The organism is Butyrivibrio sp. DSM 10294 (assembly GCF_028539135.1).
GTDB lineage: Bacteria > Bacillota > Clostridia > Lachnospirales > Lachnospiraceae > Butyrivibrio.
Genome location: NZ_JANSWL010000079.1, coordinates 24,101 through 38,300, shown reverse-complemented (window position 1 = coordinate 38,300; position 14,200 = coordinate 24,101). Strand labels below are relative to the sequence as shown.

General features: G+C 45.5%; 14 protein-coding genes. 13 read left to right on the top strand and 1 reads right to left on the bottom strand.

Annotated features, from left to right (window positions below):
• Positions 1–293: 293 nt before the first annotated feature.
• The 8 genes from NXH67_RS11645 (at position 294) to dusB (ending at position 8,535) form a co-directional block, all read left to right on the top strand.
• The gene (locus NXH67_RS11645) at positions 294–1,376 is read left to right on the top strand and encodes a hypothetical protein (RefSeq protein ID WP_272797476.1); all 1,083 of its coding nucleotides are present in this window, start codon (positions 294–296) and stop codon (positions 1,374–1,376) included.
• Between the two features lie 24 nt (positions 1,377–1,400).
• Entirely contained in the window at positions 1,401–2,504 is a 1,104-nt protein-coding gene (locus NXH67_RS11640; protein ID WP_272797475.1) for a hypothetical protein, read from the top strand.
• Between the two features lie 92 nt (positions 2,505–2,596).
• Positions 2,597–3,589 carry an ornithine carbamoyltransferase gene (gene argF / locus NXH67_RS11635; protein ID WP_022778243.1) on the top strand — a complete coding sequence of 331 codons (993 nt, stop codon included), beginning with the start codon at positions 2,597–2,599 and terminating at the stop codon, positions 3,587–3,589.
• A 277-nt stretch (positions 3,590–3,866) separates the two neighbouring features.
• Positions 3,867–4,961, top strand: coding sequence for an Ig-like domain-containing protein (locus NXH67_RS11630; RefSeq protein WP_272797474.1), 1,095 nt, complete (start codon positions 3,867–3,869; stop codon positions 4,959–4,961).
• A gap of 72 nt (positions 4,962–5,033) precedes the next feature.
• Positions 5,034–5,924: a biotin--[acetyl-CoA-carboxylase] ligase gene (locus tag NXH67_RS11625; protein ID WP_272797473.1), complete on the top strand. Its 891-nt coding sequence runs from the start codon at positions 5,034–5,036 to the stop codon at positions 5,922–5,924.
• A gap of 53 nt (positions 5,925–5,977) precedes the next feature.
• Complete coding sequence (locus tag NXH67_RS11620; protein WP_272797472.1) at positions 5,978–6,793, top strand: type III pantothenate kinase; 816 nt, start codon at positions 5,978–5,980, stop codon at positions 6,791–6,793.
• Positions 6,794–6,827: 34 nt separating this feature from the next.
• A complete protein-coding gene (locus NXH67_RS11615) occupies positions 6,828–7,307 on the top strand; it encodes a DUF6145 family protein (protein WP_022778247.1) in 480 nt (159 codons plus the stop codon).
• 256 nt (positions 7,308–7,563) lie between these two features.
• Positions 7,564–8,535 (top strand): tRNA dihydrouridine synthase DusB, encoded by a 972-nt coding sequence (gene dusB, locus NXH67_RS11610; protein WP_272797471.1) that lies wholly within the window; start codon positions 7,564–7,566, stop codon positions 8,533–8,535.
• Between the two features lie 17 nt (positions 8,536–8,552).
• On the opposite strand, the gene NXH67_RS11605 is transcribed toward dusB, so the two are convergent.
• On the bottom strand, positions 8,553–9,197 hold the full coding sequence (locus tag NXH67_RS11605; protein ID WP_272797470.1) for a hypothetical protein: 645 nt from the start codon (positions 9,195–9,197) through the stop codon (positions 8,553–8,555).
• Positions 9,198–9,458: 261 nt separating this feature from the next.
• On the opposite strand from NXH67_RS11605, the gene greA reads away from it, so the two are divergent.
• From greA to NXH67_RS11575, 5 genes are all read left to right on the top strand, one after another.
• Complete coding sequence (gene greA / locus NXH67_RS11600; RefSeq protein WP_022778250.1) at positions 9,459–9,941, top strand: transcription elongation factor GreA; 483 nt, start codon at positions 9,459–9,461, stop codon at positions 9,939–9,941.
• 124 nt (positions 9,942–10,065) lie between these two features.
• Positions 10,066–11,640: a lysine--tRNA ligase gene (lysS, locus tag NXH67_RS11595; RefSeq protein WP_272797469.1), complete on the top strand. Its 1,575-nt coding sequence runs from the start codon at positions 10,066–10,068 to the stop codon at positions 11,638–11,640.
• Positions 11,641–12,035: 395 nt separating this feature from the next.
• Positions 12,036–12,488, top strand: coding sequence for a DUF6462 family protein (locus tag NXH67_RS18470; protein WP_330676687.1), 453 nt, complete (start codon positions 12,036–12,038; stop codon positions 12,486–12,488).
• A gap of 14 nt (positions 12,489–12,502) precedes the next feature.
• Positions 12,503–13,315 (top strand): ParA family protein, encoded by an 813-nt coding sequence (locus NXH67_RS11580; protein ID WP_272797468.1) that lies wholly within the window; start codon positions 12,503–12,505, stop codon positions 13,313–13,315.
• Positions 13,278–14,195, top strand: coding sequence for a ParB/RepB/Spo0J family partition protein (locus tag NXH67_RS11575; protein WP_029233701.1), 918 nt, complete (start codon positions 13,278–13,280; stop codon positions 14,193–14,195). Before NXH67_RS11580 ends, NXH67_RS11575 begins: the two co-directional genes overlap by 38 nt.
• Positions 14,196–14,200: the final 5 nt, after the last annotated feature.

Sequence of the window (14,200 nt, the reverse complement as noted above, 5' to 3'; positions counted from 1 at the left end):
CATACCCTATACCTATAGAAGAGGTAAAGAAAGGGTATGATCATATAATACGAGGAAATTCCTCCGAATTTCCTATTAAACAAAAAACGCTCCGCTATGGATGCGCACTCGCGCGTAAGGTATATGTTGCATAAATGCAACCGCGCTCGGCGCGAGCATGTTGCGAGCAACATGCTTTTTTATTGCCAAAATGCAATTCGTCCTATTTCAAGTGTCATTCGTCAGAAAAGCAACAATTCAAAATTCTATGTGCTAAAATTGTAAAATGAATAAGACCCAAAGGAGAAGCTATTATGCCATTTTACATTCATCCTGACAAAGTTAAAACATATGGAGAACTGTTTGCAACAGCCGCGCTTAAACTCGATGGAGCTGCATCCGATATAGACAGTATCGCTGGTGAGCTGGATCCTTCATTTGCTATGCTAAAACCGATACTGACAAGCTGTGCAAACGAGGTGAAGAATCATTCCAAAAAGCTTGAAGAATTTGATAGTAGTCTTAAGCAAATAGTCGAGCAATATCTAGGCACAGAAGAAGCTATCAGAGAAAAAATAATGAAACATAAATTGGAAGCCCATGGTCATTCTGTAGAACAAGAACCGGAATCTGAAGAGGGCAATCAGACCGGGAATGCGCCCGGCGGAAATGGTTCCGGCACAGATACACCAAGCGGTGACAAACCTGATTGGTATGACAATACAATGCAGATGGATGGTGATTCTCCGCAGGAGAAGTGGATGAGTCACGAACTGCAAAAATATGGTTGGACTCAGGAAAAGGTTGATGCATTGTATGATGCATGCCGCGCAATTTATGATACCTATGGTATAGAAATGGATCCCAGGATGATGATGGCAATAATCGTTGCTGAGGCCAACGGAAGCTTTAATACCAGCTCAACAAATAAGGCAGCTGACGGACAGAACGGTTATGAAGCAAATTATGCCTTAGATGTAATGAAGGCCAATGACCTTATGTTTGGAAAAGTTCTGGGCTATATTCTTTATCATGATAAGTTTGACGAAGCTTGCAAGAACAGTGATAATCTCAGTAATGAAGGTGGATTCTGCGATTATGCCAACTGGTATACTCCAATAGTTGATCTGGATGATGGTGTTGTACGAAATGGTGTATATGCCGGCGCCAATGACTGGGGAAACGCTGTTGAAAAATATTATGAAAAAATGACACATCCGGGAGCAGCCCAGGAATATACGGAGTATCTTAAGTCCATTGACCCATCAGTTGTAAAAGATATTGCTCCTGATATTTCTATTCCGGATGTTGAATTCAGCGAAGAAATGGATGGACAGGATTGTGGTGGCCATCGAAATGACACCTGGACTATAGGTGTAGAGGGACGTTCTTATTGATTTATTAATTAGGAGGAGTTTTTTATGAAAAAGAAGTTTTTGACGATGATTTTGTGCACATGCTTTACTCTTACAGCATGTGGCAAAACAGATGCTAAAGAAGTGGGTGAGAATACTGATGACTTTGTTTCAGCTGCCCAGGATATATCTTTTCAGGAAATGGCAGCACAGGACAGTTCAGTACAGAAAGAGACTGCAGACACAGACCAGGCCGCAGATAAGGAAGCGCCGGTTGCATCGGATACATCAAATGTGTCGGATTCCGGGGAAAAGGCAGCTTTTGATGGCGACAGCATCGAATTGGATTATTCTGAGAACGAATTTGTGAAAGTTGTTTCATCAGAATTCCAGGATGGTAACGATTTTGGAAGCTTTGTTGTGGACTTGGATAAAGATGGCAAGCAGGAAGCTTTTGTACTGGCAGGAATTGATGATACCCGTGAGAATCCTGATGATTCCCGTAAATATTTCGCTATTGAAGATATCTGGTTTATAGACGAGAGCCTGAACGCAACAAAGTTAGATACATTCGGAAGTGTAGAGCTGTGCTGCGAACAGAATGTCATGAGCCTCGATGGAAGAGATTATATGACATTTAACGGATACAGAGGAATCGATGGATTCGGTCTTATCTATACCAGTATGGAAGACAAACTGACAGATGCGCTTAAAGATGCCTGGGCCAAGGGACAGAAGAACTTCTCTGACGGCGAAGTGATCTGGAATTTAGACACTAACAATGCATTCATTTCTCGCGAGGCGGGAGTTCCGGTAAAGAATGGAATGTATAACGGAAAAGCGGTTCAGTCATATCCCATGTATTTTGACAACGGATTCTTTTGCCATTATGGTGCAAAGGCTATAACAAAAGAAGAAGCTGAAGGCATGACAGGTGCTGCGATGGAGCATGAGGAAGTGCTTTCTGCTCAATACATTTACAGAGATAACTTCGAGATTGAAGTAAACTATGTCACAATGGATGATTATGATTATATTTTCAACTGTGATATTTATACCTCAAATGATAACGGCAATACCTGGAATTTAAAGGAAACAATACCGGGCTTCTATTGCGTAAATGTAGGTGATGACTCTGATTGGGATTTCCTCTCCACTGAGATGGAATAAAAAATGCATAAAACTTGCATAATTATACATTTAATGATATGATTATGCATATTACTTATTTAAAAAGCATTTTTTAACGGAGGAAAAAGAACATGAATCTGTACGGACGCGACTTTTTGAAACTGCTTGATTACACACCGGAAGAGATCCTTTATCTTATCGATCTGGCAGCAGAGCTTAAGGATAAGAAGAAAAAGGGTATTCTTCATGATGAACTCAAGGGCAGGAATATTGCACTTATTTTTGAAAAGACCAGCACTCGTACCAGATGTTCTTTTGAAGTGGCTGCCAGTGATCTTGGAATGGGTTCCACCTATCTGAACCCCACAGATTCCCAGATAGGCAAAAAAGAGAGTATCGCAGATACCGTAAGGGTTCTGGCGGGAATGTTTGACGGAATCGAGTACAGGGGCTTTGAGCAGGAAATCGTTGAGACCATGGCTAGGTACAGCAAGGTTCCCGTGTGGAACGGTCTTACCAATGAGTTCCACCCTACACAGATGTTGGCTGACCTTCTTACCATAAGGGAGCACTTTGGTAAGCTTAAGGGAATCCACCTGGTTTATATGGGCGATGCGAGATACAACACAGGCAATTCTCTGATGGTTGCCTGCGCCAAGATGGGCATGCATTTCACCGCCGTTTCCAACAAGAAGTATTTCCCTTCCGAGGACCTGATCAAAGAGTGCAAGGACATCGCAGATAAGACCGGCGCCGTGATCGATTTTTCCGAGGATCCGATTGAAGGCACCAAGGGCGCTGACGTTATCTACACCGACATCTGGGTATCCATGGGCGAACCCGATGAAGTTTGGGAAGAGCGCATCAAGGACCTTGAGCCCTACCGCGTAACCATGGACATCATGAAGAATGCCGGCGACGGATGTGTATTCATGCACTGCCTGCCTTCCTTCCATGACCTTAACACCGGCATCGGCAAAGAGATCAAGGAAAAATATGGTCTGGACGAAATGGAAGTCACTGACGAAGTCTTCGAGTCAGACCGCTCCATCGTCTTCGAAGAGGCCGAGAATCGTATGCATACTATCAAGGCTGTGATGCTGGCGACACTGAAAGAAGGCTAAGATGATAAGGTGAGATGTTAAGTGGCCGGTTTTTATACCAATGGGGACGGTTCTGTTTGGTATTGTTTTTTTGAAAACAATACCAAACAGAACCGTCCCCATTGGTATAAAAACCAGCCCCTTGGCATCTTCATATAAAGTTCAATTCATCCCATTTCAAATGCCATTCGTCAGAAAACCAACAATCGTCCTCCCTGCAATGCTATAATGCATTAGTAGCGCACACAAGCAGTAAATACAGGATGCGGCCTGGAGTATTGACGGAGCGCCCGCAGGTGTGACAATAGATCCCAAGACCGGGAAAGTTACGGTCCCTAAAGATGCAGCGGCGGGAGCTACCTTTATGGTAACAGCGAGGGCAACTGATGGGAGCGGAACTAAGAAGTCCAAGCAGGTTACGATCAAGGAGAGAGCCACTTCCGTGACAATAGATCCTACTTCGGTTACAACCATCGCAACCCACGAGTCGGGAGCTCTTGGCACAAGCATCACCCTGTCAGCACATACCGACAACGGCGAGGATGTGGGCTGGGAGATATCAGACAGCAGCGTTGCAACCTTTGTGGCAGATGGCAATACAGCCACCGTGGCAGCAGTTAAGGCCGGGGACGTCACAGTTTCCGCAACTGCGCAGGATGGCTCAGGCAAAAAGGCAACTCTCAAGATCAAGGTGGTCGTACCGCTATCGGATATCACTCTGGTGCCTGAAAAAAACAGAATGGAAGATGTCCTTGCGTCAGGTGGAACCCTGCAGTTTTATGCAAATTGCGGGGATAAATATGGCAAACCAACAAATAGCAAAGTTGAGTGGAGCTATGAACTTGTTTGCTATTCAAGCAATATGAAGGACAAGGAAGTTCCCCTTAGTGATGAACTTAGGGAGATGATACGAAAGGACAAGGCAATCTTTACCTTTAAAAACGGTAAGATAACTGCCGCCAAACAGAAAGACTTTGAGAAACAGTGGTTTAAGTATTGGCAAAAAGGAGCGGGAAAAGACTACGGAATCCTTGTAACGGCCACAGCTACGGATGGCACCGGATTATCTGCCACCAAACTCGTCAGACGAGTGGATCAGAACAAGAGCTTATATCTCCTAAACGAAGGCTTTAAGGAGCTTAATCTATGGCCCGGCGCTTATACTCTTATCGGGTTAATGGTATTTATTAATTACGATCCTGCAGACATGGATTTTTACATAACTAACAGTAATCCTGACGTGGTTGAGTGTAAGTCGGAAGTAACCGGTAAGTATAAATATGTATATCTGTATTTTTACGCCAACAAACCGGGAGTATCTACGGTTACAATCAAAACCATGGATGGCTCCAATCTGACCTACAAGCTCAAGGTTAAAGTAACCAAGCAGTAAGTTGACTGCCCAACCGCCCCACATTAAAATATTTATTGGAAAGAACAATAAATAGAAATCAGGGAACATACAATGCTAAATAAAGAGCATATTACCGAGCAGCTTCAGACCAAATGGGCTGCTCGAAATATTCTGTACAAAGATATAACCGGCTCCACCAACGATGATGCGAGGCTCCTTGGAGAAGAGAACGCACCCCATGGAACGCTTGTTGTGGCGGATCGCCAGGACAAGGGCCGCGGCTCCAGAGGCAGGAGCTGGGAGACGCCAAGCGGCACCAATATCGCCATGAGCCTTCTGATAAGGCCAACTGCGCCGCCGGAGAGGATCTCAATGCTGACCCTTATTATGGGGCTCTCGGTGGCTGAGGGCGTTGAGGAAGCCATGCGGCTCACTGCCGGCGACACATCTCATTCTTCGAGCAAGACCGGTGAAGATGTAAAAATCGACTTGAGGCCGGAAGACAGAGAGCGAGATAACCATCATACCTTCATCAAGTGGCCCAATGACGTAGTCCTTGCCGAAAAAAAGATTTGTGGTATACTAACAGAGCTTCACATGAATCCTGACAATACGATTGGTAATGTGGTAATAGGTGTGGGAATTAACGTCAACATGACTGATTTTCCTGACAGTATCAAGGATATCGCCACATCAATTTTATCCATAACCGGTAAAAAAGTTGACAGGAGCCTTGTAGTTGCCTGCGTCATGAAGCATTTTGAGGACAACTACGAGAAATACAATAAGACCTATGATCTGTCGCTGTTAAAAGAGCAATACGAATCCCGCCTTATAAGCAAGGGAAGAGATGTCCGCATCCTGGATCCCAAGGGCGAGTTCGAGGCCGTTTCTGAGGGAATTACCGATATGGGAGCCCTCATCGTAACGGACAGGGACGGCAACAGACACGAAATAAATGCAGGCGAAGTCACAGTGCGAGGCCTGTACACATATGCATAATGGTTTAATTAGCAACATACTGACGTGAAACATTCGATTCAAAGGAGTAAGCCATGATTCTTGTTATCGATGTAGGAAATACCAACATAACCTTCGGAGTCTACGACAAGGAGACCCTTGTCTGTTCCTTTCGCATGATGTCCCAGACCGCCCATACTTCAGACGAGTACGGCGTTCACCTTCTTTCCATGCTGTCCATGAACAAGATTGAAAAAGACAGTATCGAGGGCGTCATGATCGCCAGCGTTGTGCCTAAGCTCATGCACGCTCTGGTCAATGCTATTTTGAAATACATTGGCAAGAAGCCTTATATCGTTGGCCCCGGCATCAAGACCGGTATCAAGATCGTCACCGACAACCCAAGAGAAATAGGTCCGGACCTTATCGTAGACGCAGTTGCAGCCTACGAACTCTACGGCGGACCGGTGCTGGTGGTGGACTTCGGAACCGCAACTACTTACATAGCAGTTAATGGCAAAGGTGAGTTTTTTACCGGCGTGGTATCCCCCGGAATCAGGATCTCCGCAAGAGCCCTCTGGGAAGAGACAGCCAAGCTCCCCGAGATCGAGATCAAAAAGCCCGCATCAATCCTTGCAAAGGAGACTATCTCCAGTATGCAGGCAGGCCTTATCTACGGACAGATCGGCCAGAGCAAATACATAATCAATGAGATGAAGAGAGAATCAGGCCTTACAGACATGAAGGTCGTAGCCACAGGAGGCCTTGGACGCCTTATCTCCGAGTCAACCGAGGAGATCGACATATACGATCCGACCCTCACCCTTCGCGGTCTCCAGATCCTCTACGAGAAGAACAGAAGGACCAAGCCTCAGCTCAAGGAACTTGAGAACACCGAGGATCCTGAGTGATATACAGACATAGAACATATACAGGTGAAAGATAATGAACGCAAAAGATTTTGAGAACGAGTATAAAAAAGAATTCGAAGAAAAAGAGATAAATGAGACCAAAGAAGACCTGAAGATCGACGAGATGCAAAAGACCAACAAAGGCAGAGTCTTCGAGCAGGCAGCAGGCGGCAGGATCGTTCTGTGCGGCGCCAATGCCTATGAGCAGAAATACTATTTTAACCCCATCTTCAAGCAGATTCCCGACAGCATCAAAAAGGAGCTGAACATCATCAGCGTCCTGTTTACCCAGGAAGCAGGCGGAATCTTCACCATCGTCTTTGAAGAAGACGGCCAGATCAGCATCGAGACCGACGCCGACGAAGAAGACATCACCTACGACGAGATCACAGCCGGCCTTCTCGTAGGCGAAGTCAGAAGAAAACGCCAGGACCTCTTCGAAGCCCTCGGCCTCTACTACCGCATCTATGTATTACACGAAAATCCTGCCGACATCTTAGAAGAAGACGACTAATAACTACATTTTCAGCCACCTGCCATGCGTCCATAGGACTCACGATTATTGGCGCAGGCACACTCACTGTAAACTAGTGAGACGAAACAAATTAAATTCATTGAGTGAGTTCCACGAGAATATATCTATGTTCAACGAGCGATTATAGTTCTATGGAGACAAGACAATTCCTTATGAATTGGCTTGTCGGAGTGCTCAGAACTATGAGCGAATTGGGCGAATATATCTTACTTCGGGACGGACTCCAGGTATCACCATGTACGGAAAACTAACTATAGGGAATGTAACCCTCGACAATAATATAATTCTTGGACCCATGGCAGGTGTATCAGACCTGCCGTTTCGTTTGCTGTGTAGTGAGATGGGCGCCGGTCTCGTATGCATGGAGATGGTCAGCGCCAAAGCCATCATCTACAAGAACCGCAACACCAACATGCTCCTTGAGATCCACCCCCAGGAACGCCCTGTATCCCTCCAGCTCTTCGGCTCAGAGCCCGCAGTAATGCAGGAAGCCGTAGAGATGATCAAGGACAGACCCTACGACATCCTCGATGTGAACATGGGCTGCCCCGTACCTAAGATAGTGGGAAACGGCGAGGGCTCAGCCCTTATGAAGAATCCCGGGCTTATCGAGGAAATCGTTGCTGCACTGGTCAAGGTTTCCGACAGACCTGTCACAGTCAAGATCAGAAAAGGCTTTAACGAGCAGAGCATCAATGCGGTTGAGTGTGCTCTTGCAGCCCAGCAGGGCGGCGCAGCAGCCGTAGCAGTCCATGGCAGGACAAGGGAACAGTTCTACTCAGGAGAAGCAGACTGGAGCATCATAAGAGATGTCAAAGAAGCTCTTAAGATTCCCGTAATCGGTAACGGCGACGTAGTAGACGGTCCCAGCGCCCGGCGCATGTTTGAAGAGACCGGCTGCGATGGTGTCATGGTGGCAAGAGCCGCCCAGGGCAACCCCTTTTTATTCAGGGAGATCAAGAGCTATTTTGAAACCGGCGTAGTCTGCGAGCGCCCCACCAATCAGGAGATATACGATACTGTTATCCGCCATGCGGATCTGCAGCTCCGGTACAAGGGCGAATACATCGGCATCCGCGAGATGAGAAAGCATGTATCCTGGTACACCACCGGCATGACAGGAAGTGCCAAGTTCAGGAATGAAATAAATCAGATGACTGATATGGAGTCATTGAAGGAAGCCTGTAGGAAGGTGATGCTGCAGTAAATAGGGGCCTGTCCCCATTAACACGGGCTTTCTTTTTCCATCTTGGATCTGATGGCTTCGGGAAAAGAGTCAGGACTTGTCAGAACGTCCTTCAGGTCATAGGAGTTACCTGTTGCAGGATCGATGTTGTAGACATAGTATGAATGGTTGGGATGAGCTCCGCCGCCGTAGCTCTCATCGCTCTGGGTGACGGTAAAGAGCCTGTCGTCGAATTTTATGATCTCAGCGCTCAGATCATCATAAAAAGTTACGTCATAAGAGTATTCCTCGTCATACCAATAGGCAAAATCTCCCACAGCATCTTTTACGGAAGTCTCCCATTCAGAGGTGATACGGTTCACAGTTTCGGCCAGCTTGGGATACTTTTTTTCCAGATCTCTTGAAAAAGTGATATCGGTGTACTGACCTGTGCATCTTTCTACGCCGTCCTTCTTGGAGCTGAAGTAATAGGTGGTCAGGGTGATGTCTTTAGCAGAAGAAGCGCCATCTGCGGTGGTAGATGCAGAGCCGGCTTCAGAGGAATTGTCTGATTCAGTGGTGGCTGCGGTAGAAGAACCATCTGCAGTTTCAGCAGTGTTGGGGGACCCGGGAATGGATGAGCATCCGATAAGGGAAGCGGTCATAAACAGAACGGTAGCCAGGGAAAAATACTTTTTTGCCATAATAATTGTGTCCTTTTCCTTCTTAATAAAAGTTTAATACTCATTTATTTATTGTGGGGCTAAATGGGGAAAAAGTAAAGAAATAGCGCAATATCACAATTGCGTACACACATATATGCCACATTATAAGGGAAATGCGTAAGTTTAGGTGATTGACAGATGTTTTTATAGACATTATAATACCAAAGTTGACATAGATTACTAAGAATAGTTATTTCTATATAGATGCATTCAAATCTCATATGAAGGGTAGGAATCAAGATGGAAGAGAAGAAGAACATTTTAACTTATGAAGGACTCAAGAAATACGAGGACGAGCTTCATGAGCTTAAAGTTGTCAAGCGTAAGGAAGTTGCCGAGAAGATCAAGGAAGCCAGAGAGCAGGGCGACCTTTCAGAGAACGCTGAGTACGATGCAGCTAAAGACGAGCAGCGTGACATAGAGGCCAGAATCGAAGCCCTTGAGAAGATCCTCAAGAACGCAGAAGTAGTAGTTGAGGAAGACGTAGACCTTAACAAGATCAGCATCGGCTGCAAGGTTAAGATCAAAGACCTTGAGTTTGACGAGGACCTTGAATACAAGATCGTTGGTTCATCAGAGGCTAACAGCCTTAAAGGCAAGATCTCAAATGAGTCACCTGTAGGTAAGGCTCTTATCGGTGCCAAGAAGGGACAGACCGTTTCCGTTGAGACACAGGCCGGTGTCCTTAAGTACAAGGTACTTGAGATCCAGAGATCTGAGTAATTAACGATATCAGCATAAGTATGCATTGAGGGGCCAGCGTTTTTCTACAAGATCGCTGGCTCTTATCGGGTATGATAACATTGATGGCAGAACTTTTTTGCCGGATTTTTAGGAGGATGAAATAGTGGCAGACAATAATCAGCAGAACAATCAGCAGAACAACAATGCGCCTCAGGAAGACGTTGGACGTCTTCGCCAGGTTCGTAGAGACAAGCTCGCTGAGCTTCAGGCACAGGGAAGAGATCCCTTCCAGATCGTAAAATATGATCAGACTCATCACACACAGCAGGTTCGTGACAACTTCGATACTCTTGAGTTCGTAGTTCCCGTTGATGAGGAGGGCAAGGCACTTCCTGTAGCTCTTTCAGATGTACCCGCAGAGAAGGTTGTATCTCTTGCAGGACGTATGATGAGTAAGCGTGTTATGGGTAAGGCTTCTTTCGCCGGACTTCAGGACAGAGACGGACGCCTTCAGCTCTACGTTTCAAGAAACGATATTGGTGACGAGGCTTACGCTGATTTCAAGAAGATGGATATCGGCGATATCATCGGTGTTAAGGGCTTTGCTTTCAGAACCAAGACCGGTGAGATCTCGATCCACGTTAAGGAGCTTACTCTTTTATCCAAGTCACTTATGCCACTTCCTGAGAAGTTCCACGGCCTTACAGATACAGAAATCCGTTACAGACAGAGATACGTTGACCTTGTTATGAACCCTGACGTAATGGAGACCTTCAAGAAGAGATCCGCCATCATTCGCGAGATCCGTAACTTCCTTGCAGGCAGAGACTTCATCGAGGTTGAGACTCCTATGCTTGTTGAGAACGCAGGCGGAGCTGCTGCAAGACCTTTCTTCACACATTACAACGCCCTCGACGAGGAGAGAAAGCTTCGTATCTCCCTTGAGCTCTACCTCAAGAGACTTATCGTAGGCGGCATGGAGAGAGTCTTCGAGATCGGCCGTGTATTCAGAAACGAGGGAACCGACACAAGACACAATCCTGAGTTCACTCTTATGGAGCTGTACCAGGCATACACAGACTACGAAGGAATGATGGAGCTTACAGAGTCCATGTTCCGTTATCTCGCTGAGAAGGTTTGCGGCACAACCCAGATCCCTTACGGCGACCATATCATCGATCTTGGCAAGCCCTTCGAGCGTCTTACCATGAACGATGCAATCAAGAAGTACACAGGTATCGACTTCGATACTGTTAAGACAGACGAAGAGGCCAAAGCCCTTGCAAAAGAGAAGGGCATCGAGTTCGAGGATCGTCACACCAAGGGTGACATCATCAACCTCTTCTTCGAGGAGTTCTGCGAGGAGAACCTGATCCAGCCTACTTTCATCATGGATCATCCTCTTGCAATCTCACCTCTTACCAAGAAGAAGCCTTCAGATCCTGAGAAGGTTGAGCGCTTCGAGCTCTTCATCAACACCTGGGAGATGTGCAACGCTTACTCAGAGCTCAACGATCCTATCGATCAGCGCGAGCGTTTCGCAGCACAGGATGCCAATGCGGCAGCAGGCGACGAAGAGGCTGAGCACACTGATGAGGACTTCCTCAATGCCCTTGAGATCGGTATGCCACCTACAGGCGGTATCGGATATGGTATTGACAGACTGACAATGCTTCTGACAAATAGTGCAGGAATCAGAGATGTATTGCTGTTCCCGACCCTCCGCAGCGAGAAATGACACACGTTCTTGAGTAAAATCGCGTTTCTCCGTGGACGACCAAATTTGGACTAGATTGCACTGATTTTAAAACAATCTCATGGGACAACATGGGACATCAGTGGACGTGTACGTGTAGTTTGACAGTAAAAAACAGGACTTCCATGGACGTCTGTGAAGACGAAAAGATAGAGGATATTTGACGCATTTATCGGGAAAAGGGCTCCAAAAGTTCTTTTCCCGGGGAAACGTCAAAGAGGAAAACCGGTTCAGAATATCTTCTATCCAGGAAAATAATTTGACTAAATCCACATTTCTCTTAATGAAAAAAGAGAAGATGTGGTTTTTTATTGCTTAAAATCTCAATTCTTTTTTTCTAAATTGCATCTCGTAACATCAAAAATTGGAGGTTACAGATGAATCGTAGTAAATCCCCACCAGTGAATCTGGAAAAATACCTGGAAGGTAAAAGACACCGCTTCTGCACTTACGCTCAGGGTGCAAGGCTTTACGCAATGGCGTACTGGTCCTTTGTCACCATGGCCAAGCAGGCAGGGGCCAACATCAAGCTCAGGAAAACAGCTCTTGTAGATCTGGATGTGCTTGATGACTACATCGAGAGAGAATTTGGCGAAGAAAGAGAGGATGAAGAAATGGGAAGACGCAAATTTGTTGATAACATTGATGAACTGGTCAAAGAAGGCAAGAAGAAGTATGTGAGGTACGCAGAAGGGGCTGAGCTCTATTCTATGGGGCTTCACACCTTTGAATCACTGGCCAAAGAGGCTAAGGCCACAAGAAAAGTTAAGGGTGTGGTTCTCTGTAACACGGAAAAAATCGATGCTTTTATCGAGTCATTCAGGGAATAAGGGGGTAAAAAGAGATGTGTAAAGTTATTGCAGTAGCCAATCAGAAAGGCGGTGTAGGAAAAACCGTCACATGTGTAAATCTTGGAATCGGCCTAGCAAGAGAAGGAAATAAGGTACTTTTGATAGATTGTGATCCTCAGGGGTCGCTGACAATCAGTCTTGGCTGTGATGAGCCTGACAGACTTGATTATTCCCTGGCTAATGCTCTTATAGGGATCATCAATGACGAGCCTGTGGATGTATCAAAGGGACTTATCCATCACGAAGAAGGAGTTGATGTGATGCCGGGCAATATTGAGCTTTCAAGTCTGGAGATCACTCTTACAGGAATTATCAGCAGGGAAACTATCCTCAGGCAGTACGTAAACATGGCAAGAGAGCTCTATGACTACATTATTATCGATTGTATGCCTTCTCTTGGGATGATGACCATAAATGCCCTGGCTTGTGCAGACAGTGTACTTATTCCTGTACAGGCCGCATATCTTCCTGTAAAGGGTCTTCAGCAGCTTATTAAGACCATAGGAAGAGTTAAGCGTCAGCTGAACCAGAAGCTGGAAATAGAGGGAATTCTTATCACTATGGTGGATAACAGAACCAATTATGCAAAAGACATATCGGCTCAGATCTACGAAGCGTATTCATCCACCATAAATGTTTTTGAGACTGAGATCCCGCTTTCTGTGAGAGCCGCTGAGATTAGTGCTTCCGGAAGTAGTCTCTACGTCTATGATCCAAAAGGAAAAGCAGCATCGGCATATTCATCATTTATAAGGGAGGTAATAAATAATGGCACAAAGAGTTGGTCAGAAAGTAAAGCTGTCTAGTATAGATGAGCTCCTCGGTGTTCCTAGCACCGAGGGGACTGTAGATCTCGATGTTATGACTATTTATCCCTTTGAGAATCATCCATTCAAGGTTGTGGATGATGAAAAGATGGATGAACTTGTGGAAAGCATCAAGGAAAGCGGAGTTCTTACTCCTGTTCTTGTTAGACCGGATGATGAAGGAACTTATGAGATGATTTCCGGACATAGAAGGCTCCACGCGGCTAAAAGAGCAGGACTTCGTAAGATTCCTGCAATCATCAAGGAAATGACAAATGATGATGCCACGATTGCCATGGTCAATGCGAATATGCAGAGGGAGGAGATCCTTCCGAGTGAAAGAGCATTTGCATATAAAATGAAGCTCAATGCGATTAGAAGTCAGGGTCAGAGGAGAGATTTAACTTCTGTTCAAGTTGAACAGAAGTTGAGTGGGAAGACTTCGAGGGAAAGAATTGCTGAGGAAATGGGTTCTAGCGCAGTACAGGTGTCACGTTTTATCAGACTTACAGAGCTTATTCCAAAATTACTGAATATGGTTGATCAGAAGAAATTAGCATTATCTGTGGCTGTTGAGATTTCTTATCTGAATCACTCGTACCAGGAATGGATTTATGAGTATATCCATGAAAATGGAATGATCAAGCAGGAACAGCTCATAGATCTGAGACCATACAGAGAGGATGATTCGCTAACGCAGGAGATGATGATTGATATTCTCATTCAAAAGCGAGCAACACCGCAGACCCACAAGAAGATCACCTTCAACGAGCGCAAGCTCAACAAGTATTTTCCGGCATATTATTCTCAGACACAGATTGAGAAGATCCTCATTGATTTCTGTGAGGAATGGAAAAGGACCCATGAAAGTGAGGAATAACAACT

Excerpts from the sequence above, each read along its gene's own strand:
- NXH67_RS11645 (WP_272797476.1), top strand. The coding sequence starts at position 294 with ATGCCATTTTACATTCATCCTGACAAAGTTAAAACATATGGAGAACTG.
- NXH67_RS11640 (WP_272797475.1), top strand. The coding sequence starts at position 1,401 with ATGAAAAAGAAGTTTTTGACGATGATTTTGTGCACATGCTTTACTCTT.
- argF (WP_022778243.1), top strand. The coding sequence starts at position 2,597 with ATGAATCTGTACGGACGCGACTTTTTGAAACTGCTTGATTACACACCG.
- NXH67_RS11625 (WP_272797473.1), top strand. The coding sequence starts at position 5,034 with ATGCTAAATAAAGAGCATATTACCGAGCAGCTTCAGACCAAATGGGCT.
- NXH67_RS11620 (WP_272797472.1), top strand. The coding sequence starts at position 5,978 with ATGATTCTTGTTATCGATGTAGGAAATACCAACATAACCTTCGGAGTC.
- NXH67_RS11615 (WP_022778247.1), top strand. The coding sequence starts at position 6,828 with ATGAACGCAAAAGATTTTGAGAACGAGTATAAAAAAGAATTCGAAGAA.
- dusB (WP_272797471.1), top strand. The coding sequence starts at position 7,564 with ATGTACGGAAAACTAACTATAGGGAATGTAACCCTCGACAATAATATA.
- NXH67_RS11605 (WP_272797470.1), bottom strand. The coding sequence starts at position 9,197 with ATGGCAAAAAAGTATTTTTCCCTGGCTACCGTTCTGTTTATGACCGCT.
- greA (WP_022778250.1), top strand. The coding sequence starts at position 9,459 with ATGGAAGAGAAGAAGAACATTTTAACTTATGAAGGACTCAAGAAATAC.
- NXH67_RS18470 (WP_330676687.1), top strand. The coding sequence starts at position 12,036 with ATGAATCGTAGTAAATCCCCACCAGTGAATCTGGAAAAATACCTGGAA.
- NXH67_RS11580 (WP_272797468.1), top strand. The coding sequence starts at position 12,503 with ATGTGTAAAGTTATTGCAGTAGCCAATCAGAAAGGCGGTGTAGGAAAA.
- NXH67_RS11575 (WP_029233701.1), top strand. The coding sequence starts at position 13,278 with ATGGCACAAAGAGTTGGTCAGAAAGTAAAGCTGTCTAGTATAGATGAG.